The organism is Streptomyces albidicamelliae, from assembly GCF_025642175.1.
In the GTDB taxonomy this organism is placed as follows: Bacteria; Actinomycetota; Actinomycetes; order Streptomycetales; family Streptomycetaceae; genus Streptomyces; species Streptomyces albidocamelliae.
In genome coordinates, this window is the sequence record NZ_CP106795.1 from 3,030,753 (window position 1) to 3,056,240 (window position 25,488).

At 73.3% G+C, this 25,488-nt stretch carries 22 protein-coding genes, 2 tRNA genes and 1 pseudogene; 5 read left to right on the plus strand and 20 right to left on the minus strand.

Translation table 11 applies throughout. From position 1 onward, the window contains the following. The first annotated feature begins 69 nt into the window (after window positions 1–69). Window positions 70–336, plus strand: a complete 267-nt coding sequence (rpsT, locus tag N8I86_RS14020) for a 30S ribosomal protein S20 (RefSeq protein ID WP_073893866.1) — start codon at window positions 70–72, stop codon at window positions 334–336. Window positions 337–1,306: 970 nt separating this feature from the next. Here rpsT and holA read toward each other — a convergent pair. From holA to leuS, 8 genes and pseudogenes are all read right to left on the minus strand, one after another. Then, the gene (holA, locus tag N8I86_RS14025) at window positions 1,307–2,296 is read right to left on the minus strand and encodes a DNA polymerase III subunit delta (RefSeq protein WP_263277906.1); all 990 of its coding nucleotides are present in this window, start codon (window positions 2,294–2,296) and stop codon (window positions 1,307–1,309) included. A gap of 84 nt (window positions 2,297–2,380) precedes the next feature. Beyond that, window positions 2,381–2,626: a hypothetical protein gene (locus tag N8I86_RS14030; RefSeq protein ID WP_073893868.1), complete on the minus strand. Its 246-nt coding sequence runs from the start codon at window positions 2,624–2,626 to the stop codon at window positions 2,381–2,383. A 114-nt stretch (window positions 2,627–2,740) separates the two neighbouring features. Next, window positions 2,741–3,550 (minus strand): arylamine N-acetyltransferase family protein, encoded by an 810-nt coding sequence (locus tag N8I86_RS14035; RefSeq protein ID WP_263277907.1) that lies wholly within the window; start codon window positions 3,548–3,550, stop codon window positions 2,741–2,743. A gap of 79 nt (window positions 3,551–3,629) precedes the next feature. Next, a pseudogene (locus N8I86_RS14040) lies at window positions 3,630–6,362 on the minus strand (ComEC/Rec2 family competence protein); the annotation flags it as partial. A 112-nt stretch (window positions 6,363–6,474) separates the two neighbouring features. Beyond that, a complete protein-coding gene (locus tag N8I86_RS14045; RefSeq protein WP_263277908.1) occupies window positions 6,475–7,617 on the minus strand; it encodes a ComEA family DNA-binding protein in 1,143 nt (380 codons plus the stop codon). 188 nt (window positions 7,618–7,805) lie between these two features. Then, a complete protein-coding gene (locus tag N8I86_RS14050) occupies window positions 7,806–8,651 on the minus strand; it encodes a DegV family protein (RefSeq protein ID WP_073893872.1) in 846 nt (281 codons plus the stop codon). Window positions 8,652–8,720: 69 nt separating this feature from the next. Continuing rightward, the gene (locus tag N8I86_RS14055; RefSeq protein ID WP_123437869.1) at window positions 8,721–9,449 is read right to left on the minus strand and encodes a hypothetical protein; all 729 of its coding nucleotides are present in this window, start codon (window positions 9,447–9,449) and stop codon (window positions 8,721–8,723) included. A 235-nt stretch (window positions 9,450–9,684) separates the two neighbouring features. Next, a complete protein-coding gene (leuS, locus tag N8I86_RS14060; protein ID WP_263277909.1) occupies window positions 9,685–12,558 on the minus strand; it encodes a leucine--tRNA ligase in 2,874 nt (957 codons plus the stop codon). 416 nt (window positions 12,559–12,974) lie between these two features. On the opposite strand from leuS, the gene N8I86_RS14065 reads away from it, so the two are divergent. Both N8I86_RS14065 and N8I86_RS14070 read left to right on the plus strand, forming a co-directional pair. Next, entirely contained in the window at window positions 12,975–14,261 is a 1,287-nt protein-coding gene (locus tag N8I86_RS14065; protein WP_263277910.1) for a cytochrome b/b6 domain-containing protein, read from the plus strand. Beyond that, window positions 14,258–15,868 (plus strand): NADH-quinone oxidoreductase subunit NuoF family protein, encoded by a 1,611-nt coding sequence (locus N8I86_RS14070; protein ID WP_073893878.1) that lies wholly within the window; start codon window positions 14,258–14,260, stop codon window positions 15,866–15,868. The genes N8I86_RS14065 and N8I86_RS14070 overlap by 4 nt, the downstream gene beginning before the upstream one ends. A 117-nt stretch (window positions 15,869–15,985) precedes the next feature. Here N8I86_RS14070 and N8I86_RS14075 read toward each other — a convergent pair. After that, a tRNA-Ala gene (locus N8I86_RS14075) sits at window positions 15,986–16,058 on the minus strand. Between the two features lie 115 nt (window positions 16,059–16,173). On the opposite strand from N8I86_RS14075, the gene N8I86_RS14080 reads away from it, so the two are divergent. Then, complete coding sequence (locus N8I86_RS14080; RefSeq protein WP_382982310.1) at window positions 16,174–17,394, plus strand: glycosyltransferase 87 family protein; 1,221 nt, start codon at window positions 16,174–16,176, stop codon at window positions 17,392–17,394. Here the strand turns inward: N8I86_RS14080 and N8I86_RS14085 are convergent. The 9 genes from N8I86_RS14085 to N8I86_RS14125 all read right to left on the minus strand — a co-directional run bounded on the left by N8I86_RS14085 (window position 17,373) and on the right by N8I86_RS14125 (window position 22,427). Further along, window positions 17,373–17,606: a hypothetical protein gene (locus N8I86_RS14085; RefSeq protein WP_006136074.1), complete on the minus strand. Its 234-nt coding sequence runs from the start codon at window positions 17,604–17,606 to the stop codon at window positions 17,373–17,375. The genes N8I86_RS14080 and N8I86_RS14085 overlap by 22 nt on opposite strands. Window positions 17,607–17,609: 3 nt before the next feature. Beyond that, entirely contained in the window at window positions 17,610–17,783 is a 174-nt protein-coding gene (locus tag N8I86_RS14090; RefSeq protein WP_263277911.1) for a hypothetical protein, read from the minus strand. Window positions 17,784–18,068: 285 nt separating this feature from the next. After that, window positions 18,069–18,141: transfer RNA gene (locus N8I86_RS14095), tRNA-Ala, on the minus strand. A gap of 93 nt (window positions 18,142–18,234) precedes the next feature. Continuing rightward, window positions 18,235–18,903 (minus strand): histidine phosphatase family protein, encoded by a 669-nt coding sequence (locus tag N8I86_RS14100; RefSeq protein ID WP_073894167.1) that lies wholly within the window; start codon window positions 18,901–18,903, stop codon window positions 18,235–18,237. Continuing rightward, a complete protein-coding gene (gene rsfS, locus N8I86_RS14105) occupies window positions 18,903–19,346 on the minus strand; it encodes a ribosome silencing factor (protein WP_073893882.1) in 444 nt (147 codons plus the stop codon). The genes N8I86_RS14100 and rsfS overlap by 1 nt, the downstream gene beginning before the upstream one ends. Before the next feature lie 99 nt (window positions 19,347–19,445). Next, window positions 19,446–21,173: a LytR C-terminal domain-containing protein gene (locus tag N8I86_RS14110; protein WP_263277912.1), complete on the minus strand. Its 1,728-nt coding sequence runs from the start codon at window positions 21,171–21,173 to the stop codon at window positions 19,446–19,448. 16 nt (window positions 21,174–21,189) lie between these two features. Then, complete coding sequence (gene nadD / locus N8I86_RS14115) at window positions 21,190–21,876, minus strand: nicotinate-nucleotide adenylyltransferase (protein ID WP_185091374.1); 687 nt, start codon at window positions 21,874–21,876, stop codon at window positions 21,190–21,192. A 56-nt stretch (window positions 21,877–21,932) separates the two neighbouring features. Next, window positions 21,933–22,097 (minus strand): hypothetical protein, encoded by a 165-nt coding sequence (locus tag N8I86_RS14120; protein WP_093477720.1) that lies wholly within the window; start codon window positions 22,095–22,097, stop codon window positions 21,933–21,935. 165 nt (window positions 22,098–22,262) lie between these two features. After that, window positions 22,263–22,427, minus strand: coding sequence for a hypothetical protein (locus N8I86_RS14125; protein ID WP_185091373.1), 165 nt, complete (start codon window positions 22,425–22,427; stop codon window positions 22,263–22,265). Between the two features lie 101 nt (window positions 22,428–22,528). Between N8I86_RS14125 and N8I86_RS14130 the strand changes: the two genes are divergently transcribed. Beyond that, window positions 22,529–23,614, plus strand: coding sequence for a M48 family metallopeptidase (locus tag N8I86_RS14130; RefSeq protein ID WP_263277913.1), 1,086 nt, complete (start codon window positions 22,529–22,531; stop codon window positions 23,612–23,614). Between the two features lie 40 nt (window positions 23,615–23,654). Here N8I86_RS14130 and N8I86_RS14135 read toward each other — a convergent pair whose 3' ends face one another. Beyond that, a complete protein-coding gene (locus N8I86_RS14135) occupies window positions 23,655–24,722 on the minus strand; it encodes an SCO2583 family membrane protein (RefSeq protein ID WP_263277914.1) in 1,068 nt (355 codons plus the stop codon). A gap of 89 nt (window positions 24,723–24,811) precedes the next feature. Continuing rightward, window positions 24,812–25,387: an SCO2584 family spore wall biosynthesis protein gene (locus N8I86_RS14140; RefSeq protein ID WP_079192463.1), complete on the minus strand. Its 576-nt coding sequence runs from the start codon at window positions 25,385–25,387 to the stop codon at window positions 24,812–24,814. Window positions 25,388–25,488 lie beyond the last annotated feature (101 nt).

Below are 25,488 nucleotides of genomic sequence, written 5' to 3' on the forward strand. Positions count from 1 at the left end.
CAGAGAAAACCTGGATCACCGGTACGGGATCTCTCCCGGCCCGGTACCTGAACCTGAAAAGGCTCCTTCGTGGCGAACATCAAGTCCCAGATCAAGCGGATCAAGACCAACGAGAAGGCTCGGCTGCGCAACAAGGCCGTCAAGTCCTCCCTGAAGACCGCGATCCGCAAGGCCCGCGAGGCCGCTGCCGCGGGTGACGTGGAGAAGGCCACCGAGCTGCAGCGCGCTGCCGCGCGTGCGCTCGACAAGGCCGTCTCCAAGGGCGTCATCCACAAGAACCAGGCCGCCAACAAGAAGTCGGCGCTTGCTTCCAAGGTCGTCGCGCTCAAGGGCTGAAACCCTTTCTGATCTGACCGCCGGAGGGACCCAGAGCGGGCCCTCTCTCATCCGCTCCCGTCCGGCACCCAAGAGCCTGTTCGCGGCCTGCGTTCGCCACGCGGGAACGGGCTCGCACGCTTCAACCGGAACCCCGGCCACCTCCCTTCCCCAGGGCGACGGCCGGGGTTCCGGCATTCCCGGCCACGGCCCTGCGGGCGCTTCGAGGGCCCCACGAGATCGCCGGCGAGCGCTTGGCGGGGCCCGGCCGACCGTCCGCCACTGCGTGCCGCTAGCCGCCCTGCGAGCGCCCGCCAGTGGCCGGCCGGCCGTCCGCCACTGCGTGCCCGCTAGCCGCCCTGCGAGCGCCCGCCGGTGCCCGGCCGGCCGTCCACCAGTGCGTGCCCGCTAGCCGCCCTGCGAGCGCCCGCCAGTGGCCGGCCGGCCGTCCACCAGTGCGTGCCCGCTAGCCGCCCTGCGAGCGCCCGCCGGTGGCCGGCCGACCGTCCGCCACTGCGTGCCCGCTAGCCGCCCTGCGAGCGCCCGCCGGTGCCCGGCCGGCCGTCCACCAGTGCGTGCCCGCTCGTGCGGGAGCGACCGGCGGCGGCCGGGTGGCCGCTCGTGCGGGAGTTGACCGGCACCGCCTGGGTGGCCGCTCGGGCCGGGACCGTCGACACCGCCCGGTGGCCGCCCAGGCGGAGTGACCGCCACCGCCCGGGGCCCGCTCGTACCGGAGTGACCGGCACCGCCTGGGTAGCCGCCCGTGCGGGAGTTGACCGGCATCGCCCGGGTGACCGCTCGGGCCGGAGCGACCGGCACCGCCCGGGTAGCCGCCCGGGCCGGAGTGACCGGGACCGCCCTTCCGACCGCCCGGGCCGGAGCGGCCGGCATTGCCCAGGTGGACGCTCGTGTGGGAGTGGTCGGCATCGTGCGGGTGGCCGCCCGGGGCGGAGCGGTCGGCTCTGCGGGGCCGGTGTGCGGGGCGGGGTGGCTAGCCTCGGCCGCGGGAGCGGGCGGCGCGGGCGATCACCACGACCGCCTTCTCCAGGGCGTATTCGGGGTCGTCGCCGCCGCCCTTGACGCCCGCGTCGGCCTCGGCGACCGCGCGCATCGCCGTCGCCACCCCGTCCGGCGTCCAGCCCCGCATCTGCTGCCGGACCCGGTCGATCTTCCACGGCGGCATGCCCAGCTCACGCGCGAGATCGGCGGGCCGGCCGCCGCGCGCGGAGGAGAGCTTCCCGATGGCCCGCACGCCCTGCGCCAGCGCACTGGTGATCAGCACCGGCGCCACGCCCGTCGCCAGCGACCACCTGAGCGCCTCCAGCGCCTCGGCCGTGCGCCCCTCCACCGCCCGGTCGGCAACCGTGAAGCTGGAGGCCTCCGCCCGGCCGGTGTAGTACCGCCCGACGACCGCCTCGTCGATCGTCCCCTCCACGTCCGCGACGAGCTGGGACACCGCGGAGGCCAGCTCCCGCAGGTCGCTGCCGATCGCGTCGCACAGCGCCTGGCACGCCTCGGGCGTGGCCGACCGCCCGAAGGAGCGGAACTCGCCCCGCACGAAGGCCAGCCGGTCCGCCGGCTTGGTCATCTTCGGGCAGGCCACCTCCCGCGCACCCGCCTTGCGCGCGGCGTCCAGCAGACCCTTGCCCTTCACGCCGCCGGCGTGCAGCAGCACCAGGGTGATCTCCTCCGCCGGCGCCCCGAGGTACGCCTTCACGTCCTTGACCGTGTCGGCGGACAGGTCCTGCGCGTTGCGTACGACCACGACCTTCCGCTCGGCGAAGAGCGACGGACTGGTCAGCTCGGCGAGCGTGCCGGGCTGCAACTGGTCCGGAGTGAGGTCGCGTACGTCCGTGTCGGCGTCGGCGGCCCGGGCGGCGGCCACCACCTCCCGCACGGCACGGTCGAGCAGGAGGTCCTCCTGGCCCACGGCGAGGGTCACCGGGGCAAGAGGGTCGTCATTCGCAGTCTTCCTGGCCATCCCCCACAGCATCCCACGCGGCACCGACATCGAAGCGGGCCGCGCACCCGGAACGGCCCCCGGTCTCCCGGCTCCGCCTCGGGATCACGGCTCCTCGCGCCAGCCGTCCCACTCCCCCGCGAACGCGTCCAGCTCCGCCGGGTCCAGCCGCTCGTCCTCGTCCCGCAGGACGAGCAGCCACTGGGCGTCCTCGGCGTCGTCCTCACCGGCCAGCGCGTCCCGGACGAGCCGGGGCTCCTCGACGGCCCCGAACCGCTCCCCGAACGCCTCCGCGGCCTCCTCGGCGGCCTCCCGGTCGGGCAGCACCAGCACATGTCTCACATCGCTCACGGCCCCATTCTCCGGCACGGGGAGAGAGGCGAGGCCACGGCGGGGTGCGGTCACGGGCCGGGCCCGGGTTGGGTCGCCGGCCAGACGCGGTCGCCGGCCAGGCGCGGTCGCCGGCTAGGCGCGGTCGCCGTTCCGCACGGCCGGTACGCGGTCCAGCTCGATCCCGAACCGCTCCCGGTACACCCCCAGCACCTCCTCGTCGCTCTCCAACTCCCGCTTGTCGCGGGAACCGTCGGCAGCCGTCGTCGTCAGGGTGCGCCCGCCCAGGGTGATCCGCCCGCCGTCCTCGGTGACCCGGGAGCAGACCAGCGACTTCGTGAAGTGCGACAGCGGTGACGTGCTGTGCCACCAGGCACCGGCCACGAAGTCCCCGAGCACCCGGGTCCGCGTCTCAAGCCGGTACTGCGGCCTGCCGTCCCGTACGACGTCCAGGTCCCCGGCGCCCGCCGCGTCGGGCCCGGCGGCCACCAGACGGAACCGCCCCGCGGGATCGTCCTGCTCCCCGCGTTCGGCCCAGTCCAGCGGATAGTGGCTGTGCGCCCCGAAGCCGACGTCCGCGAGCCAGGGCCCGCCGTCCGCCGTCCCCACCCGCAGCGCGAGGTGGTCGTAGGGGATGCCGAGCCGTCCCTCGTCGCCGTACACACGGGCGGCGAGCAGCTCGACCTCGTAGCCGAGTGCGGTGAGCAACGCCGCGAAGGCGCCGTTCAGTTCGTAGCAGAAGCCGCCGCGCGGCGTGCCGGTCACCTTGTCCAGCAGCCGCTTCTCCTCCAGCACGATCTCCTCGCCGAGGTGGATCGACAGGTTCTCGAAGGGGACGGTCCGCAGGTGCCGCAGATGCAGCTCGCGCAGGGCCTCACCGGTGGGCCGCGGCGGGCGCACCACCCCGAGCCGGAAGAGGTAGGCATCGACCTGTGCTGAGTTCATGGGACCAGTCTGAGCGACCGCCCGTCCGCGGGCGGTCGCCGGGTTCGTGCCGGCACCGGCGCATGAGGGGGCGCGCCCCTCACTCCCTCGTCACCCGCACCTCCCCGCCCGCTCCCGGTGCCCTCGTGACCGCGAGCGCCCCGTCCCGGTCGGTGCGCAGCACCACCGCGCCGCCGGCCCGCAGCGCCGCCAGCGTCGACGGCGCCGGGTGGCCGTACGGGTTGTCGGCACCGGCGGACACGAGGGCCACCCGGGGCGCCGCCAGCCGCATCAACTCCGGCTCCTGGTAGGCCGAGCCGTGGTGAGCCACCTTCAGAACGTCCACTCCGGCGACGTCCGCCGCCGCCGGGGACCTCAGCAGCGCCTGCTGGGCCGGGGGTTCGAGGTCGCCGAGCAGCAGCAGCCGCAGTCCACCGGTGCGGACGAGCAGCGCGACACTGGCGTCGTTCGGTCCGTCCGGTTCCGGCGGGGCGCCGGGCCACGGCGGTGGTACCGGTGCGCCCGGAGGCGGCCGGACGGTCGGTGGGGGCCACAGCACGCGCCAGGCGAGCGGTCCGCTGCGCCGCTCCTCCCCCGCGACGGCACGGGTGACGGGAATGTGCCGCGCCGCGGCCTCCCTTCGGACGAACGCGGCCTGTCCGGCGGGTTCCTCGAAGCCCGTGGTCTCGATCTCCGCCACCGAACGGCCCCGCAGGACACCCGGCAGTCCGGCCACGTGGTCGGCGTGGAAGTGGGTCAGGACGAGGAGGGGGACGCGGGTGATGCCCAGGTGCCGCAGGCACTGGTCGACCGGTGCCGGATCGGGCCCCGCGTCCACGACGACCCCGGCTCCCTCCCCCGCCGCGAGCACGGTCGCGTCCCCCTGTCCCACGTCGCACATCGCGAACCGCCAGCCCGGCGGCGGCCAGCCCGTGATCACCCGTGTCAGGGGTGCCGGCCGTACCACCGCCAGCAGGAGAAGCAGCCCGAGCAGTGCGCACAACCACGGGCGTCGCAGCAGCCTCCGTCCCGTCAGGACGACGGCCACCGTGACCGCCGCGAGCAGCAACGCTCCCGCCCAGCTTCCGGGCCAGTCCACCCCGGCACCGGGCAGCGCCGCACCCGTCCGGGCGACCCCGGCGATCCATCCCGCGGGCCAACTCGCCAACCACGCGAACGCCTTGGCCGCCGGCATCGCCACCTGGGCCGACACGAGCGCCGCGAACCCCAGCACCGTGGCCGGTGCCACCGCCGCCTCGGCCAGCAGGTTGCACGGCACCGCCACCAGGCTGACCCGGGCCGACAGCACCGCCACGACCGGAGCGCACACCGCCTGCGCGGCCGCGGTGGCCCCCAGCGCCTCGGCCAGCCTCGGCGGCACCCGGCGCCGTCGCAGCGCCTCGCTCCAGCCCGGGGCCAGCACGAGCAGCGCGCCGGTGGCCAGCACGGAGAGCAGGAAGCCGTAACTGCGCGACAGCCACGGGTCGTACAGCACCAGCAGCAGCACGGCCGCCGCGAGTGCCGGGAGCAGGGATCTACGGCGCCCGGTGGCCAGGGCGAGCAGTGCCACCGCACCGCAGGCGGCGGCCCGCAGCACGCTGGGGTCGGGGCGGCACACGACGACGAACGCCAGCGTCAGCGCTCCCGCGGACAGGGCGGTCGCCCGAAGCGAGAGCCCCAGACGCGGGGCGAGGCCTCGGCGCTCCGCCAGCTGGGCCAGGCCCGGTGGCCCGATGAGCAGGGCGAGCAGCACGGTGAGGTTGCTGCCGGACACCGCGAGGGTGTGCGCCAGGTCCGTCTCCTTGAAGGCGCCGTCCAGCTCGGGCGTGATCCGTGCGGTGTCCCCGACGACCAGTCCGGGAAGCAGCGCCCGCGCGTCCTGTGGCAGGCCGTCGGTCGCCTGCCGCAGCCCGGCCCTGAACCGCCCCGCGAGCCGTTGCGGCCCGCTGGGCCCGGCCACGATCCGCGGCCCCGGCCGCCCCCGCACCCGGAGCACGGCCGCCGTCCGGTCACCCTCCGTCAGCGCGGGCGCCAGCCGCCCGCCGACCCGCAGCCGCGTGGACGGCAGCAGTCCCAGCCAGGCGGCACGCCCGCCCGGCACGCCCTCGCGCACCCCGGCCGACGGCACCCCCGCGGATCCGCCCGCACCCGTGACCGCGCCCGCCGGCCGCTCCCGCGCATCGTGGCCGTGCTCGGCATCTCCACCGGGTAACTCCCCGGCGGTGGCCGGCGGCCCCGGTGCGCCCGGACCGGGCCGGGCTCCCCGTCCGGCGCCGGCACGTCCGCGTCGACCACCAGGAGCACCGGGGTCCGGGTCCGCGCGCCCGTCCCGTCGCTGTCCTCGACGCGGCGCACCTCCGCCCGGATCAGTACCGCCTCGGACGCCGTACGGTCGCCGCGCACGCGCGGCCTGCTCAGCCACGGGTCGCCGCTCAGCTCCACCTCGGCGGTCACCGTCGCGAACCGCCGGGCCAGCTCGGGCACCGGCCCGCGCCGCAGGTCCGCCCCGTGCAGTCCGGCGGAGGCGGCGGCCGCGGCGACGCAGAGCAGCACGGCGGCGGCCGAAGGACGGGCCCACCCGAACCGGCCGCCCGCCCCCTCGGCCGGACCGGCCGGGTCGGTCGCCCCCTCGGCCGGACCGGCCAGGTCGATCCGCCGGCTCGCCCCCGGCACCGGCGCGCTCCGCCCGGTCCGCTCGTGCTCGGTCCGCGCGGTACGTCGTCGTCCGATGCCCCGCGCGCAGAGCAGGACGACCCCGCCGACCAGGCACACGGCCGCGAGCCCGGCGGTCCGGCCCGCCGGTGCGTCCAGCGTCGCGGCCGCCGTGGCCCAGGCCGCGAGCGCGGGCGGCACGAGACGCAGGTCCAGGGGGCCGGCCCGATCCGGACCGGCCTCCTCGCGCTCCTCGGGCCCCGCACCGAGGGCGGCTTCGTCGAGCAGCCGGCTCATGGCCGTACCAGGTTCCGCAGGTCGGAGAAGCGGCGGTCGCCGATCCCGTTGACCTCACGGAGTTCGTCCACCGAGCGGAAGCCGCCGTGCTCGGTGCGGTAGGCCAGGATGTGCTGGGCCAGGACCGGACCGACTCCGGGCAGGGTGTCGAGCTGGTCGGCGGTGGCCGTGTTCAGGGAGACCGGAGCCGCGGGGCCCGCGCCGACGCCTCCCGAAGTGGTGCCGGCGGGCAGGGCCGCCGGCGCCGGCGCCCCGGCGGGCGTGCCGACGACGATCTGTTCACCGTCCACCAGGAACCGGGCCCGGTTGAGCCCCTCGGTGCGCGCGCCCGGCCGCACTCCGCCCGCGGCGCGCAGGGCGTCGGCCACCCGGGAGCCGGCCGGCAGCCGGTGGATGCCGGGTTCGCGGACCTTGCCGCTGACGTCCACGACGATCCGGCCGCCGGGCGCCGCCGAGGCGGCCACCACCTCCGAACCCTTGGCGGCCGGGTGTTCCCGGGCGAAGGGCGCTTCGGCACGTACCACTTGAGGGGCGCTCACGGACTGGGTGCGGCCGGTCCAGAAGTGCTGAACGGCGAACCCGGCGGCGGCCGCGAGCACCAGGGTGAGCGCCACGACTCCCCGTCGCTCCACACCGCACCGCGTCTGCAGCCACAGCGGCATCCGCTCCCGCAGCGCCGTCCGGGCTCGCTCCCGACGGCTCAGCGGGGTGAGCGCCACGTCCGGCTCCAACAGGGTCGCGGTGTCCACCGCTTCGGGTTCCGGAGCCGCCGGCTGCACCGGTGCGGCCGCCGTCCGCAGCGGGCCGGACCCGGGCGCCGGAGCACCCGTCACCCACGGCGTCGTCCCTGTCGCCGCCGTCGTCGCGCTCGCCGGAACCCCCGCCCCGTCCGGCGGACCGTTGTCCGACTCCCGTCGCCGTACCGCTCGTTCACCGAAGAGCAGTTCCGCGCGGCGGCGCAGCTCCTCGGCCGGTGCCGGGGGCCGGGGACGGACGCGACCGTGCTCACCGCCCCGCCGGTGGCCGGTGCCACGGCGGAGCCCGGTGTCGCGGTGGCTCCGGACACGGCCGTCGGAGGCCGGGCCGCGGCCGGGACCGCTGGTCGAAGTGGCTGTGCGGGAACGTGATCGAAGTGCCATGCGACGAGGATGAGACATCCCACCGCTTCGCGTTGATCTTGGTCAATTCCCGGGGAAAACCGCCGACTTGTGGATAACTCCGTCACTCTCACAAGCCGGCTCAAGCTACCCGGCCGGCTCAAGCCACCCGGCCGGCTCGAACCACCCGCCCTCGAAATGGCCGGCCCGAACCGACGGGCCGCCCCCCGTCAGCGGGGCGAGACCACCGCTCCGAGCAACCCGGGGCCCGTGTGCGCCCCGATCACCGCTCCGACCTCGCTGACATGCAGGTCGGCCAGGCCCGGCACCCGTGCCCGCAGCCGGTCGGCGAGCGCGGCGGCCCGTTCCGGGGCGGCGAGGTGGTGAACGGCGATGTCGACCTCCGCGCCGCCCGCTCGCTCGGCGGCGATCTCCTCGAGCCGGGCGATCGCCTTGGACGCCGTACGCACCTTCTCCAGCAGCTCGATGCGGCCGCCGTCCAGTTGGAGCAGGGGCTTGACGGCGAGTGCGGAGCCGAGGAGTGCCTGCGCGGCTCCGATGCGGCCGCCGCGGCGCAGATAGTCGAGGGTGTCGACGTAGAAATAGGCGGACGTGCCCGCGGCCCGCTTCTCGGCGGCCGTGACCGCCTCGTCCATCGTGCCGCCGGCCTCCGCCACCTCGGCGGCGGCGAGCGCGCAGAAGCCGAGGGCCATCGCGACCATCCCGGTGTCCACCACCCGCACCGGCACCGGCGCCTCGCGTGCCGCGAGGACGGCCGCGTCGTAGGTGCCGGACAGCTCGGCGGACAGGTGCAGGGAGACGATGCCGGACGCACCGGACTCGGCGACCCTGCGGTACGTCTCCGCGAACACCTGCGGGCTGGGCCGGGAGGTGGTGACGGAACGCCGCTTCTGCAGCGCCTGGGCGAGGGAGCGGGTCGAGATCTCGGTGCCCTCTTCGAGCGCCCGGTCGCCGAGGACCACGGTCAGGGGTACCGCGGTGATGCCGTGGCGCTCCATCATCCGCGTCGGCAGGTAGGCCGTTGAATCGGTGACGATCGCGACATGGCGGGACATGAGCTGGAGGTTACCTGCCGTACCGGGCGCGCGGCAGCCCGGCCCCTGGTGCGGGCCAGGAACCGCGCCTCAGGCGGTGCTCTCGGGGCGGGGCTTCTTCTGCCAGGGGTAGGCGGGACGCGGCGACGGCGGGGTGATCGCCTGGGGGGCAGGCTCCTCCGTGGGGGCGGAGCCGGGCGTGCGCTGCCGGGAGGCGGCCGGGCCGCCGGCGGCGGGGTCCTCCGGCCACGGCGCGGAATGCGGGCCGGTGTCCGTCCGCGCCCAGTGGCGCAGGGCGTCCGCCTCGATGTCGATCTGGGCGCTCAGCGAGCCCAGATCGTCCTCGGCGAAGCGGCGCGCGCGGTCGCGGACGGCCCAGCGCAGCGAGTCGGCGGACTTGGTGATGCGCTCGGTGCGGTCGCGCAGTTCGGGCAGGCGCGCCGTGAGCGTGGCCCGGTCCGGCTCGGTCTCCAGCCGCTTGAGGTCCCCGTCCAGTTCGTGGCCGTGCGCGCTGAGCCGCTCGAAGAGGCCGATGGACTCCTTCAGCGACTCGTCCTCGGCCGCGCCCGCCTGCAAGGCGTCCTGTGTGGCGCGCATGGAGGTGCGCAGCGCGAGGCGCAGTTGGGCGATCTCGCCGGCCGGGCCGAGCTGGGCGAAGGACTTGGCACGCAGGGTGTGGTCCTCGACCGTGCGGCGGGCCTGCGCGATGGTCCGGTCCACCCCGCGCTTCGCGGCGCCGACCGCCTTGACCGCGGCGTAGGCGCCGAGGCCGACGAAGAGCAGGAAGAGAAGCGCGAACACGGCGATCACTGCTTCCACGACGCCTCCTCCGGTGGGCACAGCGCGTACCGCTGTGCTCTCCACGGTAAACGCAGCAGGCAGGTCCGGAGTTCCGGATGAACCCCGAACCTGCCCGTAGGGGACTACCCCGACGCCGGTCGCGCCCGGCCCCGGGCCGTCAGCCCCTCACACGATCACACCGCCGCACGCTCACGGCGTCACACGATCACAACGCCGCACGCTCACGGCGTCACACGGTCACGCCGTCGTACAGTCACGCCGTCACGATGTTGACCAGCTTCGGCGCCCGCACGATCACCTTGCGGATGCCGGCGCCGCCCAGGGCCGCCACGACCTTCTCGTCGGACAGCGCCGCCTTCTCCAGCTCCGCCTCGGAGATGGCCGGCGACACCTCCAGGCGGGCCTTGACCTTGCCCTTGATCTGCACGACGCAGGTCACGGTCTCGTCGACGACGTAGGCGGGGTCCGCGACCGGGAAGTCCTGGTGGACGACCGAGTCGGTGTGGCCCAGGGCGCGCCACAGTTCCTCGGCGATGTGCGGGGCCAGCGGCGCGACCATCAGCACCAGCGGCTCGGCCACCGACCGCGGCACGGCGCCGCCGGCCTTGGTCAGGTGGTTGTTCAGCTCGGTGACCTTGGCGATGGCGGTGTTGAAGCGCAGGCCCTCCAGGTCCTGGCGGACGCCGTCGATCGCCTTGTGCAGGGCGCGCAGGGTCTCCTCGTCGGGCTCGGCGTCCGTGACGGTGACCTCGCCGGTGTTCTCGTCGACGATGTTGCGCCACAGCCGCTGCAGCAGCCGGAACTGGCCGACCACCGCGCGCGTGTCCCACGGACGGGAGACGTCCAGCGGGCCCATGGCCATCTCGTACAGCCGCAGGGTGTCGGCGCCGTACTCGGCGGCGATCTCGTCCGGGGTGACGGCGTTCTTCAGGGACTTGCCCATCTTGCCCAGCAGCCGGCTGACCTGCTCGCCCTGGTGGTAGTAGGCGCCGTCGCGCTCCTCCACCTCGGTGGCCGGCACCGCGATGCCACGGCTGTCGCGGTAGACGTAGGCCTGGATCATGCCCTGGTTGAACAGCTTGTGGAACGGCTCCGCGGAGGAGACGTGCCCCAGGTCGAACAGCACCTTGGACCAGAAGCGCGCGTACAGCAGGTGCAGCACGGCGTGCTCGGCGCCGCCGACGTACAGGTCGACGCCACCGTGCGGCAGGCCCTCGCGCGGGCCCATCCAGTACCGCTCGATCTCCGGGTCGACCAGCTTCCGGTCGTTGTGCGGGTCCAGGTAGCGGAACTCGTACCAGCAGGAGCCGGCCCAGTTGGGCATGGTGTTGGTCTCGCGGCGGTACTTCTTAGGGCCGTCGCCCAGGTCCAGGGTGACGTCGACCCAGTCCTCGTTGCGCGACAGCGGGGTCTCGGGCTGGGTGTCCGCGTCGTCCGGGTCGAAGGTGCGCGGGCTGTAGTCCTCGACCTCCGGCAGCTCCAGCGGCAGCATCGACTCGGGCAGCCCGTGGGCGACGCCGTCCTCGTCGTAGACGATCGGGAAGGGCTCGCCCCAGTAGCGCTGACGGCTGAACAGCCAGTCGCGCAGGCGGAAGTTGACGGTGCCCTCGCCGATGCCCCGCTCCGCCAGCCAGTCCGTGATGCGGGCCTTGGCCTCGGCGACGCCCAGGCCGTCCAGGGAGATCTCGTCGTTGGCGGAGTTGATGATCTTCACGTCGTAGGACGCGAAGGCGTTCTCCCACGTCGAGGTGTCGGTGCCGCGGCCGTCGGTCGGCTCGACGATGCAGTGGATCGGCAGCTCGAAGGCGCGCGCGAACTCGAAGTCGCGCTGGTCGCCCGCCGGGACGGCCATGATCGCGCCGGTGCCGTAGCCCATCAGGACGTAGTCGGCGATGAAGACCGGCACCTGCTCGCCGTTGACCGGGTTGGTCGCGAACGCGCCGATGAAGACGCCGGTCTTGTCCTTGGCCTCGGCCTGGCGCTCGACGTCGGACTTGGCGGCGGCCTGCGCGCGGTAGGCGGCGACGGCCTCGGCCGGGGTGGCGTGGCCGCCGGTCCACACGTCGTGCGTGCCCTCGGGCCACGCGTCCGGGATGAACTTCTCGACCAGCGGGTGCTCGGGCGCCAGCACCATGTAGGTGGCGCCGAACAGGGTGTCCGGGCGGGTCGTGAAGACCGTGATGTTCTCGCCGTCGATCGGGAAGTCGACGCGGGCGCCCTCGCTGCGGCCGATCCAGTTGCGCTGCTGCAGCTTGATGGCCTCGGGCCAGTCCAGCTCCTCCAGGTCCTCCAGCAGCCGGTCGGCGTAGGCGGTGATGCGCATGTTCCACTGGCGCAGCTTGGCCTTGAAGACCGGGAAGTTGCCGCGCTCGGACCGGCCGTCGGCGGTGACCTCCTCGTTGGCCAGCACGGTGCCCAGGCCGGGGCACCAGTTGACCGGCGCGTCGGAGGCGTAGGCCAGGCGGTACTCGCCCAGGACCTCGGCACGCTCGGTGCCGCTCAGCTCGCTCCACGCGCGCGTGGTGCCCGGGACGGCCCGCTCACCGGACTCGAACAGCGCGATCAGCTCGGCGATCGGGCGGGCCTTCTTCGCGTCCTCGTCGTACCAGGAGTCGAAGATCTGCAGGAAGATCCACTGGGTCCACTTGTAGTAGTCCGGGTCGATCGTGGCGAAGGACCGGCGCTTGTCGTGGCCCAGGCCCAGCCGGCGCAGCTGGGCCTTCATGTTCTCGATGTTGGCCTCGGTGGACACGCGCGGGTGCGTGCCGGTCTGCACCGCGTACTGCTCGGCGGGCAGGCCGAAGGCGTCGAAGCCCAGGGTGTGCAGGACGTTGTGGCCGGTCATGCGCTGGAAGCGGGCGTAGACGTCGGTGGCGATGTAGCCCAGCGGGTGGCCCACGTGCAGGCCCGCGCCGGAGGGGTACGGGAACATGTCCATGATGAACTTCTTGGGCCTGGCGGCGAGCTCGGAGTCGCCCGCCAGGTCGCCGGTGGGGTTCGGCGCCGCGTAGGTGCCGTCGGCGTCCCAGAAGTCCTGCCAGCGTGCCTCGATGTCGGCCGCCATGGCGGCCGTGTAGCGGTGCGGCGCGGCCTCCGCGGACGCGACAGCGGGGTTCGTCTCGCTCATGATCCTCAAAGCTCCATCGATCGTCTCTGCCTGCGGCTGTGTCATCCGAGAAACGAAAAAGCCCCTCACACAGGAGGGGACGCCGCGCCGATGCCGACCTCTCGGTTCGACCGGGGGTCGGTACTGATCAGCGCGGCCCGCTAAGCAGAAGGCGTACGGCACGCATGGCGTTAGGGTACCGCAGGCCTTGAGCAAGCCGCGACGCGCTTCCGTATCCCTTGTGGACATGCCAGGAACCCCGACGGAACTGAACCAAGGTCAAGGATTACTTCGCGAACCGCCCCCTAAGGGGCACCCCGGCAATCAGATTGTGCGTTGATAACAACGCAATAACGCAAAGCCTCGTACTGATCGGTATGACGCCACTTAGAGTTCGGCAGCGGGACCGCTTTCCCGGAACTGCTCGGAGTGCCCCCATGAACCCTCGTCGTAGTACCAGCTCGCTCCCCCGGCCCGGCCGCTCGGCCTACGGGGTGGCGTCCGCTGTCGTCCTGCTGCTCATACCCGTGCTCGTGCTGGTCGGAGGCGACCAGTTCCAGTCCTTCCTGAACTTCGGCGCGGGCGTGCTGTCGCTGGTGTCGCTGAGCTGCTCGGTGATCTGGGGCCTGTTCGCCCAGGACCGGATCTTCCTGAACACGCGCCAGCGCATCGTCGGCCAGGCGGTGCACCGGACGACCGCGGTCGCCTCGATCGCGTTCCTGCTGCTTCACATCACCACCAAGGTGGCGCTCGGCCACACCCAGCTGATCGCGGCGATCATCCCGTTCTCGCTCGGCCTGACCGGGATCGCGGGCCTGATCGGCCTCGGCTCCCTGGCGGGCCTGCTGATGATCTTCGTGGGCATCACCGGCGCCCTGCGCAGCAACTTCGCCACGCCCGCCCCGGTGGCCGCGCGCTGGCGCGCCATGCACATGCTGGCCTATCCGGCGTGGTGCGCCGCGCTGGTCCACGGGCTCTACGCGGGTCGCACGGCCAAGCCGGTCTTCGTGATCCTCTACAGCCTGTCCCTGCTCGGCGTGATGGGCGCCCTGGCGCTGCGCGCCGCCCCGCGCCCGGTCAAGCGCAAGGTCGCCGACCGGCTGGTGGCGCTGTTCGGCAGCTCGGAACGGGCGGGCCTGGAGGAGCTGGACGCGAGCCGCTCCCGGGCCGGCGGCCAGGGCATACCCGGCTACGAGGGCCGACGGGAACGCGAGGGCCGGCGCGATCCGCAGGCGTCCGCTCCGGGCGGCGGCGCACCCCTTTACCAGTCGCCCGCGGAGTCCGGCGCCGGATTCGCGGCGGCCTACCGCGCGGTGTCCACGCCGGGCCGGGGCCAGGAGCCCTGGGCGACCGGGCAGACCTCCCGCATGGACCTGCCGCTGGACCTTCAGCCCACGCAGGCCGTCCCGCGCGTGGACGGCCCCTCCAGCACGTCGGGCAGCTGGCCGGTCCCGTCCCCGCCGCCGGTCGGCGAGGCCCCGCCGTCCGCGTACGACCCGCTGCAGGACACCGGATACACCATCCCGGCCTATGGCAATCCGGGCACGCCCGGATACGGCGGAAGTGATGTGTACGACACCGGTGAGACGAACGGGTACTACGGCACGTACAACCCGGGTGACACGTTCAACAGCGGTCCCGCCACTGAACCAACCCCCGGTGCCCCCTACGAGGCACCGGGTTCGGGCGAACCTTGGAACATGCCTTCCGGAGGCTATAGGTGAACGAGGCCCTGCCCGACGTACCCGAAGTCCGCGTGGTCGGGCTTCCCCAGCTCACGTCGGGCTTCGACCTTGTGGAGCGGCTCGACCTGCCCATGCATCTGAAGGTGCACGGGCCGCTCGACCCGCTGGGCGGCGAACAGCTCGCCCAGCTCGCCGAACGCATCAACCTCAAGGGGCGGGGCGGCGCGGGCTTCCCCTTCCACAAGAAGCTGCGTTCGGTCGCCGAGTCGGCGATCAAGCGCGGGGTGCGGCCGGTCGTCGTCGTCAACGGCAGTGAGGACGAACCGGCCTGCCGCAAGGACACCGTCCTCATCAACCGCGCCCCGCACCTCATCCTGGACGGCGCGCTACTGTGCGCCGAGGCGCTCGGTGCCCGCACGCTCGTGATCGGTGTCACGCGCGAGTCCACCCAGCGCTCCATGGAGGCCGCGCTCGCCGAGCGCGGCCTGAGCAACAGCCGGAGATCGGCGCTGCGCGCGTGGGTGCAGCGCAACCCGGTACGCATGGTCACCGGCGCCGCCGCGTCGCTGGTCCGCTCGATCGACGGCGGCCCCGCCATCCCGCCGGGCCGCAAGATCAGCGCGTCGCAGACCGGCGTCGGCGGCGCGCCGACCCTGCTGTCGAACGCGGAGACGTTCGCCCAGCTGGCCATCGCCGCCCGCATCGGCCCCGAGCGGTACGGCAACACCGGCCTGTACGACGAGCCCGGCACCGTCATGCTCACCGTGTCCGGCGCGGTCGCCCGCCCGATGGTGCTCGAGGTCCCCACCGGCGTGCCGCTGCGCTACGTGCTGCAGCTCGCCGGGGCCCCGCCGGTGCCGCAGGGCGTGCTGACCGGCGGCTACCACGGCAAGTGGATCGACGCGGCCACGGTCGACGAGGCGATCGTCTCCCGCAACTCCCTGGACGCGGTGGGCGGTGCGCTGGGCGCGGGCGCCATCCTGCCGATCACTCAGGAGACCTGCCCGCTCGGCGAGTCGCTGCGGGTGGCCCAGTGGCTGGCCGAGGAGAGCGCCGGCCAGTGCGGTCCGTGCTACCTCGGACTGCCCGCCGCCGCGCGCGGCCTGGAGGACATCCTCAACGGCGGCGGACCGGCCGCCCTGGAGGCGCTGAAGCAGGTCGCGAAGAACGTCAAGCGGCGCGGGGCGTGTTCGCACCCGGACGGCTCGGCGATGTTCCTGGAGTCGACCATCAAGGCGTTCACCGACGACCTGGCCGCCCATGTCCTCGGCAACGGCTGCGGACGGCCCGTGGAGGGCGTGCTGCCGCTCTTCGAGGGGGGCAGGGCACCCGCGGGCATCGCGGGCGGCTCGGAGCCCGAGGAGACCGGCGCGAGCCGCCAGAAGATCCACGTCGACTGGACGCTGTGCCGCGGCCACGGCCTGTGCGCCGACATCCTCCCGGAGGTGTTCGAACTCGGCGCCGACGGGTTCCCGACCGTCGCCCAGGCCCAGGTGCCGCGGTACGCGGAGGCGAAGGCGCTGCGCGCGGTGCGCAGGTGCCCCGCGCTGGCCCTGCGGCTGGAGGAGGACACGCGCGGGCAGGCGCCGTCGCGCAACCTGCCGGTGCTGTCCCAGGGCCGCGGCCGGCGCGCTCTCGGCCGCTGAACGCCACGAGGGGCGGGTCACCCGAGCCGGGTGGCCCGCCCGCCCGTTCGGGGCCCGCATATCCGTGAATACGACGAAGGCGGACCATCCGCGAGGATGATCCGCCTTCGATTTCTGTGGAGCTAAGGAGAATTGAACTCCTGACCTCCTGCATGCCATGCAGGCGCTCTACCAACTGAGCTATAGCCCCGTGTTCTGCTTTTTCGCCCGGTTCCCCCGGCGACGTCGTAAACATTACAGGGCCGGGGACGCAGCTCCAAATCGGTTTCGGGTTCGCTCCGGTACAGCCGCTAATGTCGGCTTTCGTGACCTTGATCGTGCCGTCAGCGACCCGGCGCCGGGTGCCGGTTGCGCCGGCCGTGTGCCTCGTGTCCTTCGCGGTGTTCTGGGCCGCGCAGCGCGCCGCGCACGTGTCGATGATCGACCTGATGGTCTACCGGGCCGAGGGCGCCACCGTGCGCGCGGGCGGGGACCTCTACGCGCTGCGCGCGACGGCCGCGCACCTGCCGACCACGTACCCGCCCTTCGCGGCCCTGCTGTTCACGCCGCTGACGCTGCTGGACACCGCATCGCTGCGCGCGCCGGCGACGGCGGCGAACCTCGTCCTGCTGGTGGTGTTCGTACGGCTGTCGCTGAGACTCGTCGGGCACGCGCGCGTGGACACCGTCTGGTGGGTGGCGGCGTCGGCCGTGTGGTGCGAGCCGGTGTGGACGACCCTGCGCTACGGCCAGGTCAATCTGCTGCTGGCCGTCCTGGTGCTGTGGGACCTGTCACGCCGCCCGGCCGGCGGCCCCGACCGCTGGACGGGGGCGGGCCTGGGACTGGCCGCCGCGGTGAAGCTGACGCCCGCGCTGTTCCCGGTGTTCCTGCTCGCCGCGGGCGTCGTGGCCCGGCTGGGCGGCCGGGACGGCGGGCCCTGGCTGCGGCACGCGCGCGGGGCGGCCGTCGCGTTCGCCGGGGCGACGGCGCTGACGGCGGCCGTCCTGCCGTACGACTCCTGGCGGTTCTGGACGGACGCCGTCTTCCGCGCGAGCCGGGTCGGACACCCGGAGGAGACCGCCAACCAGGCCCTGCGCGGCGTCCTGGCCCGTCTGCTGCACACACCCGACCCGGGGGGCCTGTGGACCGCGTCGGCGGCCGTGGCGGCCGCCCTGGGCCTCGCGGTGGCGGTCGCGGCGGAGTTGCGCGGCCGGCGGGCCTGGGCGGTGTGCGCGTGCGCGGTCACGGCGCTGCTGGTGAGTCCGGTGTCCTGGACCCACCACTGGGTGTGGTGCGTGCCCCTCGTCCTGCTGCTGTGGACACGCGGCCGCCGGGCGCCGGCCGTGGGCGTGCTGCTGGTCTTCTGCTCGTACGTGCCCTGGTGGGTGCCGCACGGCGCGAACCGGCCCGAACTGCACCAGACAGGCGTGGAGTTGACTCTCTCGGCGCTCTACGCGGCAGCCGGTGCGCTCTTCCTTGCGCTGGCATGGACGGCGTCGCGGCCCCGCTCCCGCACGGTGCCGCGTCAGGCCGTGACGAAGGAATAGAACCGCTTGAGCGTGCAGTGCTCCTCGAGGAGACGGCCGTAGATCGGCTCGCCCTCCAATTCCCGATACGTCTCGATCGGGTCGCCTTTTATGATCAGCGCCCGGGCGCATTCCTCGCACCAGTACTGGTAGTCGGGATTGATCGGCTCCATGTCACGGACGATCGGCGTACCACTGCCGCACCAGTCGCACTTTCGCCTGTGTGCACCCATCGATCAGCTCCAGCTGTGGCCGCAGGCCGTGCACACGTAGGAGATGCCGCCGTTGTCGCCGAGGACCTGGGCCACATGCGCGGAACCGCAGGAAGGGCAGCTGAGCCGCGTTGCCGTGTTCCGTATCAACGCCGCGCCGAGGAGGTGGCCGACCTCCCCAAGGATGCTCGCAGGCATCGCTACTCCCTCCCGTCGGGCCGCGCCCCCTTCCGGCCGTTTGATTCTGCCACGGCCGGACCAATACGGTCAGCGACGCCTCAGTACCAGTCCGGACACGGCGCCCGCCGCCCGAGCACCCACCGAGAACGCCTCCGCAGAGGTATACGCCCGCGGGGCTCCGGTGACTCAAGCCGGTGGGCACCAGTGTGCCGCAGTCCGTCGCGGAAGACAGAAGATCCCGCCCCCCGAGGGGGACGGGATCTTCGTCACCGATCTTCGCTCACTCCGTGGAGTGTCGATCTGTGGAGCTAAGGAGAATTGAACTCCTGACCTCCTGCATGCCATGCAGGCGCTCTACCAACTGAGCTATAGCCCCGTGCGTTCTTCCCGCCCGGCGGGGCGAACAAGAAGAACTTTAGCCTGTGACCAGCCGGAAAGTGAAATCCGGGGTGCGGGGGCCGCGGGACGCTCAGTCGTCGTCGCCGAGGACGGGCTCCGGGAGGGTGCCCGCGTTGTGCTCCAGCAGGCGCCAGCCCCGGGCGCCCTCCCCGAGCACGGACCAGCAGCAGTTGGAGAGGCCGCCCAGGCCCTCCCAGTGCCGGGGCTCCAGACCGAGGAGCCGGCCGATGGTGGTGCGGATGGTGCCGCCGTGGCTGACGACCACGAGGGTGCCGTCCTCGGGCAGCTTCTCGACGTGCCGGAGCACGACGGGCGCGGCGCGGTCGGCGACCTCGGTCTCCAGCTCGCCGCCGCCGCGGCGGACCGGCTCGCCGCGCTTCCAGGCGGCGTACTCCGCGCCGTACCGGGCGATGATCTCGTCGTGCGTCAGCCCCTGCCAGACGCCCGCGTAGGTCTCCCGCAGGCCCTCCTCGCGGGTGATGTCGAGATCGGTGAGGGCGGCCAGCTCGGCGGCCGTGTCCGCGGCCCGCCTGAGGTCCGAGGCCACGATCGCGTCGGGCCCCAGGGAGGCGAGGAGCCGGGCCGCGCGGCGGGCCTGGCCGATGCCCGTCTCGGTCAGCTCGACGTCCGTGCTGCCCTGGAAGCGGCGCTCGACGTTCCACGAGGTCTGGCCGTGCCGCCACAGGATGACGCGGCGGCCGCGCCCCTTGCGGTCGGTCACCTCGCCGGTGGCGCTCATCACCACTCCCCGCCCGGCTCCTGGTCGCCCTCGGCGGCCTGGAGCTTGGCGTGCTCCTCGGCCTTGCCGCGGGTGGCCGCGGCGTCGGCGGGCAGCTCCAGCTCCGGGCAGTCCTTCCACAGCCGCTCCAGGGCGTAGAAGACACGCTCCTCGCTGTGCTGGACGTGGACGACGATGTCGACGTAGTCGAGCAGGATCCAGCGGGACTCGCGGTCGCCCTCGCGGCGGACCGGCTTGGCGCCGAGCTCCTTCTGGAGGCGCTCCTCGATCTCGTCGACGATGGCCCTGACCTGGCGGTCGTTGGGCGCGGAGGCCAGCAGGAAGGCGTCCGTGATCGACAGCACGTCGCTCACGTCGTAGGCGATGACGTCATGGGCGAGCTTGTCGGCCGCCGCCTGCGCGGCGGTGTGGATGAGCTCAAGGGAACGGTCGGTGGCGGTCACTGCGTGGCTTTCCGTCGGCGGTCGTTAGACCCCAAGGGTCTCACGGACCGCCCTGGGCACCCCACGCGATTACGGCGGCGCGGGGTGCCGGGGCCGCCGTCAGGAGGCGGCGGGGGCGTAGTCGGACCCGAGGACGACCGAGACGTCGGCCCCGGAGGAGACCGTTCCCTTGGCCACGGAGCCCGCGGGCAGGCCCAGGGTCTTGGCGACCTCGGTGGCGTCGGCCTTGTGGGAGGCGTCCGCGTAGGTCACCTTCGAGACGGGCCGGGTGCCGTCGGCGGTGCCGCCCTCCAGGAAGGTGAAGCCGCCGTTCAGGAGCGCCACGCGCGCCTTGCCGCTGTCGTCCTTCACGCCGGTGGCGTTCTGCACGGAGACCCGGACCGCGGAGCCCGCGGCGGGGCTCTTCGCGGTGCCGCCGAGGATGCCCTTGACCACGCTGTCGCTGGTGCGGGCGCTCAGCGTGCCGTCCGGCTGCACGGGCAGCAGGGCCGTCCGGTAGTCGCCGCTCTTGGCGAGGTCGGCGAGCCTGGCCAGGAAGGTGCCGAGGTCCTTGTCGGTGAGCGGCGGGTCGAGGATCTGCGCGAGGGTCTGCACGGTCACGGTGGCCGAGGAGGGCTCGGAGGACATCTTGCGCAGGACGCCCTGCATGACCTGGCCGAACCGCTCCAGCTGGGCGGTCTGGGACTCGCCGGCGCCGCGGTGGGTGGCGTAGGCGACGGCCATCTTGCCGCTGAGGGCCTGGTCGGAGCCCTTGTGCACCAGGGGCTCGCTGCCCTTCTTCTTGGCGTCCGGGTCGGGCACGTCGGTGTCGGTGTCGATCTCGATGTTCCCCACCAGGTCGACGAGGTTCTGCAGGTACGGGGTGTCGAGACGCCAGCTGCCCTGGATGTCGGTGCCGAGGACGGTGTCGAGCTGGTCGCGGGTGCCGGAGGAGCCGTCGGCGTCGACCGACTTGGCGAGGGTGGTGGTGGAGCCGTCGTCGCCGCTCAGCGCGAGGGAGTTGGGCAGCAGGACGGTGGTGCCCCGCTTGGTGGTGGTGTTGTCCACGAGCAGCACGGTGGAGGTGCCGCGTTTGCCGGTGACGTGCAGGTGGACGACGATCACGTCGCGTTTCTGCGCGGCGGTGGGCGTGGCCGTGCCGGTCTTCCCGTCGGCGGAGGACAGGCCGGGCAGCTTGCCGGCGTACCAGAGGTAGCCGACGCCGCCGGCGGCGAACACGGCGAGGACGACGAGCAGCGTGACTATCCGGCCGCGGGCGCGGCGGCGGGCCTCCTCGCGGCGTTCGGTCCGGTTCTCGGTGAACTTCAGCCAGTCGATGACGTCCTCGGAGTCACCGGTCGGCTCCTCCACGAACGCGAACTGCTCGGTGCGGTAGTCGGGTTCGTCCGTCCGGGCCCCGCGGTCGGGTTCCGCCGGGGAGTGGGTGCCCTCCGGCGGTCCGGCCTGCTGCGGGATGTGGGCGGTCTGCTCGGCGACCCGGGGCTGCTGCCCGCTGCTCGCGGTCTGCCCGTAGGGGTCGTAGGCAGCGGTGCCGTGCGAGCCGGTGCCGTACGGGTCGTACCCGGCCGGGGTGCCGTAGGGGTCGTAGGCGGCCTGCTGCCCGCCGGCGCCGTGGCCGGGGCCGTAGGGGGACGCCGGCGGCTGCTGGCCGGTGGCGTACGGGTCGTAGCCGTAGCCCTGCTGCTGGGCGTACGGGTCGTAGGCCGTCTGCGGCGTCTGCTGCGCCGGGACCTGCCGGTACACGGGCTGCCCGTACTCGTCGTAGCCGACGAGTTCGTACGGGCCGGCGCCGTGGCCGGCCTCACCCGCGTCGTATCGGTCGTTCACCGGTGCCCCTCTCGGCTCACTCGCCGCGGTACAGCTCGCGCTTGTCGATGTAGCGCACGACTCCGTCCGGCACCATGTACCAGATGGGGTCCGCCTTGGCGACTCTCGCCCGGCAGTCCGTGGAGGAGATGGCGAGCGCCGGCACCTCCACGAGGGAGACGCCGCCCTCCGGCAGGCCGGGGTCGGCCAGGTGGTGGCCGGGGCGGGTGACGCCGATGAAGTGGGCGAGGGAGAACAGTTCCTCCGAGTCGCGCCAGGTGAGGATCTGGCCGAGCGCGTCGGCGCCGGTGATGAAGAACAGGTCGGTCTCGGGGTTGAGGGCGCGCAGGTCCCTCAGGGTGTCCACGGTGTAGGTGGGGCCGCCGCGGTCGAGGTCGATGCGGCTGACGGAGAACTGGGGGTTCTCGGCGGTCGCGATGACCGTCATCAGGTAGCGGTCCTCGGCCGGGGACACGGAGCGGTGGGACTTCTGCCACGGCTGGCCGGTGGGGACGAAGACGACCTCGTCCAGCTGGAACTGCGCGGCGACCTCGCTGGCCGCCACGAGGTGCCCGTGGTGGATCGGGTCGAACGTTCCGCCCATGACGCCCAGGCGTCGCTTGCCCGGGTGGGCGGGGCCGTCGCCCGGCCGGTGCTGTGGGTGCTTCACCGCGTCGTCGGCGCTCTCGTGTGCCGGACCGGTAGGCATGTCCTGCTCTCCCATGCGTGCAGACCCTACCGGCCCGGTCCGAGAGGTCCGGCCGGGGACCGGCTCCCCGCTCAGCGGTCGCGGTTGAAGCGCGTGGTGATCCACAGCAGCAGGAGCAGGATGAGCAGGGCGCCGCCGCCGGTGACGGCCGGGTTCAGGCTTTCGTGGTTTCCGCCGTGCTCCCCGCCCTCGGCGGCGAGGGTGACCAACTGGGCTGCGGTGTGGTGGAGGCTCATCTTCGGCAGGACCTAACCGTGTGGGCGGGATAAAGATGTCGGCTCATCGTAAGCGTGCGGGCTCGCGGCGATCACGCCGACTCCGCCGTCGGTGACGGGCGGTGGCGTGCCGGGTGCCGTCGGCGGGCGCGTCCGCGTCCGCCGGCGGGGAACCTTCGCCGTCCGTCAGTCGTCCTTCCGCTTGTAGCCGCGCAGCAGGAACCACGCGGTCAGTGCACAGCCGACGAACATCACGACGATGACGACGCGGAGCAGATTCCCCGCCCCGTGCTGCTGGACGGCGAGCGTGGCGGCCTCGGTCAGCCGGGCGGCTGCGGGGTGGTGCTCCATGGGCGGACTCCTTCGGCTGTACTGCCCGTCCACGGTATCTCCGCCTAGGCTGGGCCCTGCCTCGGGGGCACAGTGGGCACTCACACGCATGGGGGATGGACATGTCCGACGACGGCCAGCAGGGCACGGCGCAGGAGCGGGTGCCGAGCCGGCAGCGCAAGCGGTTCCCCGGGATCTCCTCGCGTGCCTACGAGCACCCGGCCGACCGGTCGGCCCTGGTCGCGCTGCGCAAGCTGAGCGGGTTCGACACCGTCTTCAAGGCGCTGAGCGGGCTGCTGCCCGAGCGGAGCCTCAGGCTGCTGTTCCTGTCGGACTCGGTGCGCGTCTCCGAGCGGCAGTTCGCGCACCTGCACGACATGCTGCGGGACGCCTGCTACATCCTGGACCTGGAGAAGGTCCCGCCGATGTACGTCGCGCAGGATCCGCAGCCGAACGCGATGTGCATCGGTCTGGACGAGCCGATCATCGTGGTCACGACCGGGCTCGTCGAGCTGCTCGACGAGGAGGAGATGCGGGCCGTCGTCGGGCACGAGGTGGGGCACGCGCTGTCCGGGCACGCCGTGTACCGCACGATCCTGCTGTTCCTGACGACGCTGGCGCTGAAGGTCGCCTGGATCCCGCTGGGCAATTTCGCCGTCATGGCGCTGGTGACGGCGCTGCGGGAGTGGTTCCGCAAGTCGGAGCTGTCCGCGGACCGGGCGGGTCTGCTGGTGGGCCAGGACGTGAAGGCCTCGATGCGCGGCCTGATGAAGCTCGCGGGCGGCAACCACCTGCACGAGATGAACGTGGACGCGTTCCTGGAGCAGGCCGAGGAGTACGAGGCCGGGGGCGACCTGCGCGACTCCGTGCTGAAGATCCTGAACGTGCTGCCGCGGTCGCACCCGTTCGCCACCATCCGGGCGGCCGAGCTGAAGAAGTGGGCCGAGTCCCGGGATTACCAGCGGATCATGGACGGTCACTACCCGCGGCGCAGCGAGGACAAGGACACCTCCGCCCGCGAGTCCTTCCGGGAGTCCGCGGCGAGCTACGCCGACGACATGAAGAGCTCCAAGGACCCGCTGATGAAGCTGGTCTCGGACCTCGCGGGCGGCGCGGGCGACCTGGGCGGCCGGGTCCGGCGGGGCTTCGACGGTTTCCGCAGCCCGCCGCAGCCGGGCGAGGGCCCGAAGGACGCGCCCCAGGAATGAGCAGGCGACGCCTCCTGGGCGCCGCGCCGGTCCGGGCCGGTCACAGGTCCGGCTCGGCCCCGGTGGCCAGGGTGCCGCACAGGGCCGGGGTGTTGTCCGTCTCGTAGGGGTTGGTGCCCGCGGGGCCGCCCGCCTTGGCCGTCTGCCCGGCGAGCAGGGGGTGCAGATAGGCGCTGGAGTCCTCGGCGCAGGACAGCGGGCCGGCCTGGACGTACGACGTGACGAGCTGGACCTGGTGGGTGCGCAGGTCGTCGCGGCTGAAGCGGAAGGTCACCTCGCGGCGGACGGTGAAGAGGGAGACGGGCGCGTCGGCGGCTCCGGTGGGCCGCAGGGCGTAGACGAAGGTGTGGTCGGCGGTGACCTCGAGGGTGGCCGAGTCGGCCTCGCTGGCGTTGAGGCTGCCCTGGACGCGGATCCGGTCGCCGGCGAGCTGGGCCCGGGAGGGGTCGATGCGGACCAGCCAGCCGGTGGGGGCGTGCCGGCCGTCCGCCGCCGGGTGGTCGAAGCTCTGGTCGAACTGGTCGAGCTGGTCGGGGTCGAGGAGCGCCCGGGCGGGGTCGACCCGCCGCTCGGTGAGGACCTCGGGGTAGAGGGACGAGCGGACGATGTAGTCCTTGGCGGTGGTGAGGGCGGCGACGACCTGGCTGTCCGAGAAGTGGGCGGTGCTGTGGGTGGCGGGCAGCGGCACGCCTTCGGCGCCGATCGCGAACTGGGCGGCGCGGCTGTGGCTGTACAGGGTCTCGGCGTCGTCGGCGCCGGGCACCTTGCCCTGCGGGGCGAGCGGGATGACGGTCGTCCGCAGGGGTTCGACGGGCCGCCGGGCCTGCGGGGAGCTGTAGGGGTGGCGGACGCCCATGTAGATCGCGGTGCCGAAGGCGACGGCGATCAGCACGACGAGGATCAGGGCCTGGCGGCCGAGTCCCCGGTGCAGGGGCGGGCGGCGGCGCACGGCGGGCGCGTGGTCGGTCATCCGCTCCTCGGCGGAGTACTCCTGGAGGCGGGCAGCACGGACGAACGATTCGTCGAACACGACGGATCGGTATTCGTCCTCCGCACCTCCGGGGCCGCCCTCGGGTGTCCCCTCCGGTGGGTCTCCAGGCCCGCCCATACTTTCAGGGTAGGTCTCGGGGGCCTCGGGTAAACGCACGGCCGTACGACAACTTCTGACGGTTTCTCACCCGGGGCGGACGGCTGCGCTCAGGGGGAGCGCGGGCCGGCGGGGACGGCTGGCCGGGAGTAGTCGGCGGAGACCGAGGGAGCGGCCGCGCTGCCCTGTTCCAGGCCGGTGGAGGCGGGCGCGGGCACCCGGTCCCGGGTGTTGGAGGAGGCGCCCCGGTAGACCGCGGCGAAGGCCAGGGCGACCATGCCGATGCCCATCACGACGGCGAGCACCCAGGCGACCGGGCGGTGCCAGCGGACCTGCTTGCCGTAGGCGCCGAAGGGGCCGTGGTGGTCGCCGAGGACGTCGTGATCGTCCGGCTCGTCGTCGTCCGGATCATGGCCGGGACCGGCGTCGTCGGGGCCGTAGGCGTCGTCGAAGCGGTCGGCGGCGAGGTGGGCGCGGCGGGCCGCCTCCGCCTCGGAGGCCTCGGCCCGGGCCTGCGCGGCGGCCAGGAGGCGCTCGACGGCGGTCGGCTCGTGGACCGTGGCCGCCCGCACGAACGCCTCGTCGAAGACCACGGAGGCGAACTCTTCGTCCGACACCCCGCGGTCGTGGTCGTCGTCGGGCTCCCAGCCGTCCGGGAACGGCGTGCCCCCCACGTCCTCCGGCACGGGTCCAGAGTAGACCTGGGGGGTCAATTTGGGCAGACGGTATGGAAATTCATCCGCCTGATGAGACGCCTTCTCCGGCCGTGCGCGGGCGGTGTCGGACG

Excerpts from the sequence above, each read along its gene's own strand:
- N8I86_RS14100 (WP_073894167.1), bottom strand. The coding sequence starts at position 18,903 with ATGAGCGCCACCGGCGAGGTGACCGACCGCAAGGGGCGCGGCCGCCGC.
- N8I86_RS14130 (WP_263277913.1), top strand. The coding sequence starts at position 22,529 with ATGTCCGACGACGGCCAGCAGGGCACGGCGCAGGAGCGGGTGCCGAGC.
- N8I86_RS14135 (WP_263277914.1), bottom strand. The coding sequence starts at position 24,722 with ATGGGCGGGCCTGGAGACCCACCGGAGGGGACACCCGAGGGCGGCCCC.
- N8I86_RS14065 (WP_263277910.1), top strand. The coding sequence starts at position 12,975 with ATGAACCCTCGTCGTAGTACCAGCTCGCTCCCCCGGCCCGGCCGCTCG.
- nadD (WP_185091374.1), bottom strand. The coding sequence starts at position 21,876 with ATGGGAGAGCAGGACATGCCTACCGGTCCGGCACACGAGAGCGCCGAC.
- leuS (WP_263277909.1), bottom strand. The coding sequence starts at position 12,558 with ATGAGCGAGACGAACCCCGCTGTCGCGTCCGCGGAGGCCGCGCCGCAC.
- N8I86_RS14085 (WP_006136074.1), bottom strand. The coding sequence starts at position 17,606 with ATGGGTGCACACAGGCGAAAGTGCGACTGGTGCGGCAGTGGTACGCCG.
- N8I86_RS14125 (WP_185091373.1), bottom strand. The coding sequence starts at position 22,427 with ATGGAGCACCACCCCGCAGCCGCCCGGCTGACCGAGGCCGCCACGCTC.
- N8I86_RS14090 (WP_263277911.1), bottom strand. The coding sequence starts at position 17,783 with ATGCCTGCGAGCATCCTTGGGGAGGTCGGCCACCTCCTCGGCGCGGCG.
- N8I86_RS14045 (WP_263277908.1), bottom strand. The coding sequence starts at position 7,617 with ATGGCACTTCGATCACGTTCCCGCACAGCCACTTCGACCAGCGGTCCC.
- N8I86_RS14035 (WP_263277907.1), bottom strand. The coding sequence starts at position 3,550 with ATGAACTCAGCACAGGTCGATGCCTACCTCTTCCGGCTCGGGGTGGTG.
- holA (WP_263277906.1), bottom strand. The coding sequence starts at position 2,296 with ATGGCCAGGAAGACTGCGAATGACGACCCTCTTGCCCCGGTGACCCTC.
- N8I86_RS14120 (WP_093477720.1), bottom strand. The coding sequence starts at position 22,097 with ATGAGCCTCCACCACACCGCAGCCCAGTTGGTCACCCTCGCCGCCGAG.
- N8I86_RS14050 (WP_073893872.1), bottom strand. The coding sequence starts at position 8,651 with ATGTCCCGCCATGTCGCGATCGTCACCGATTCAACGGCCTACCTGCCG.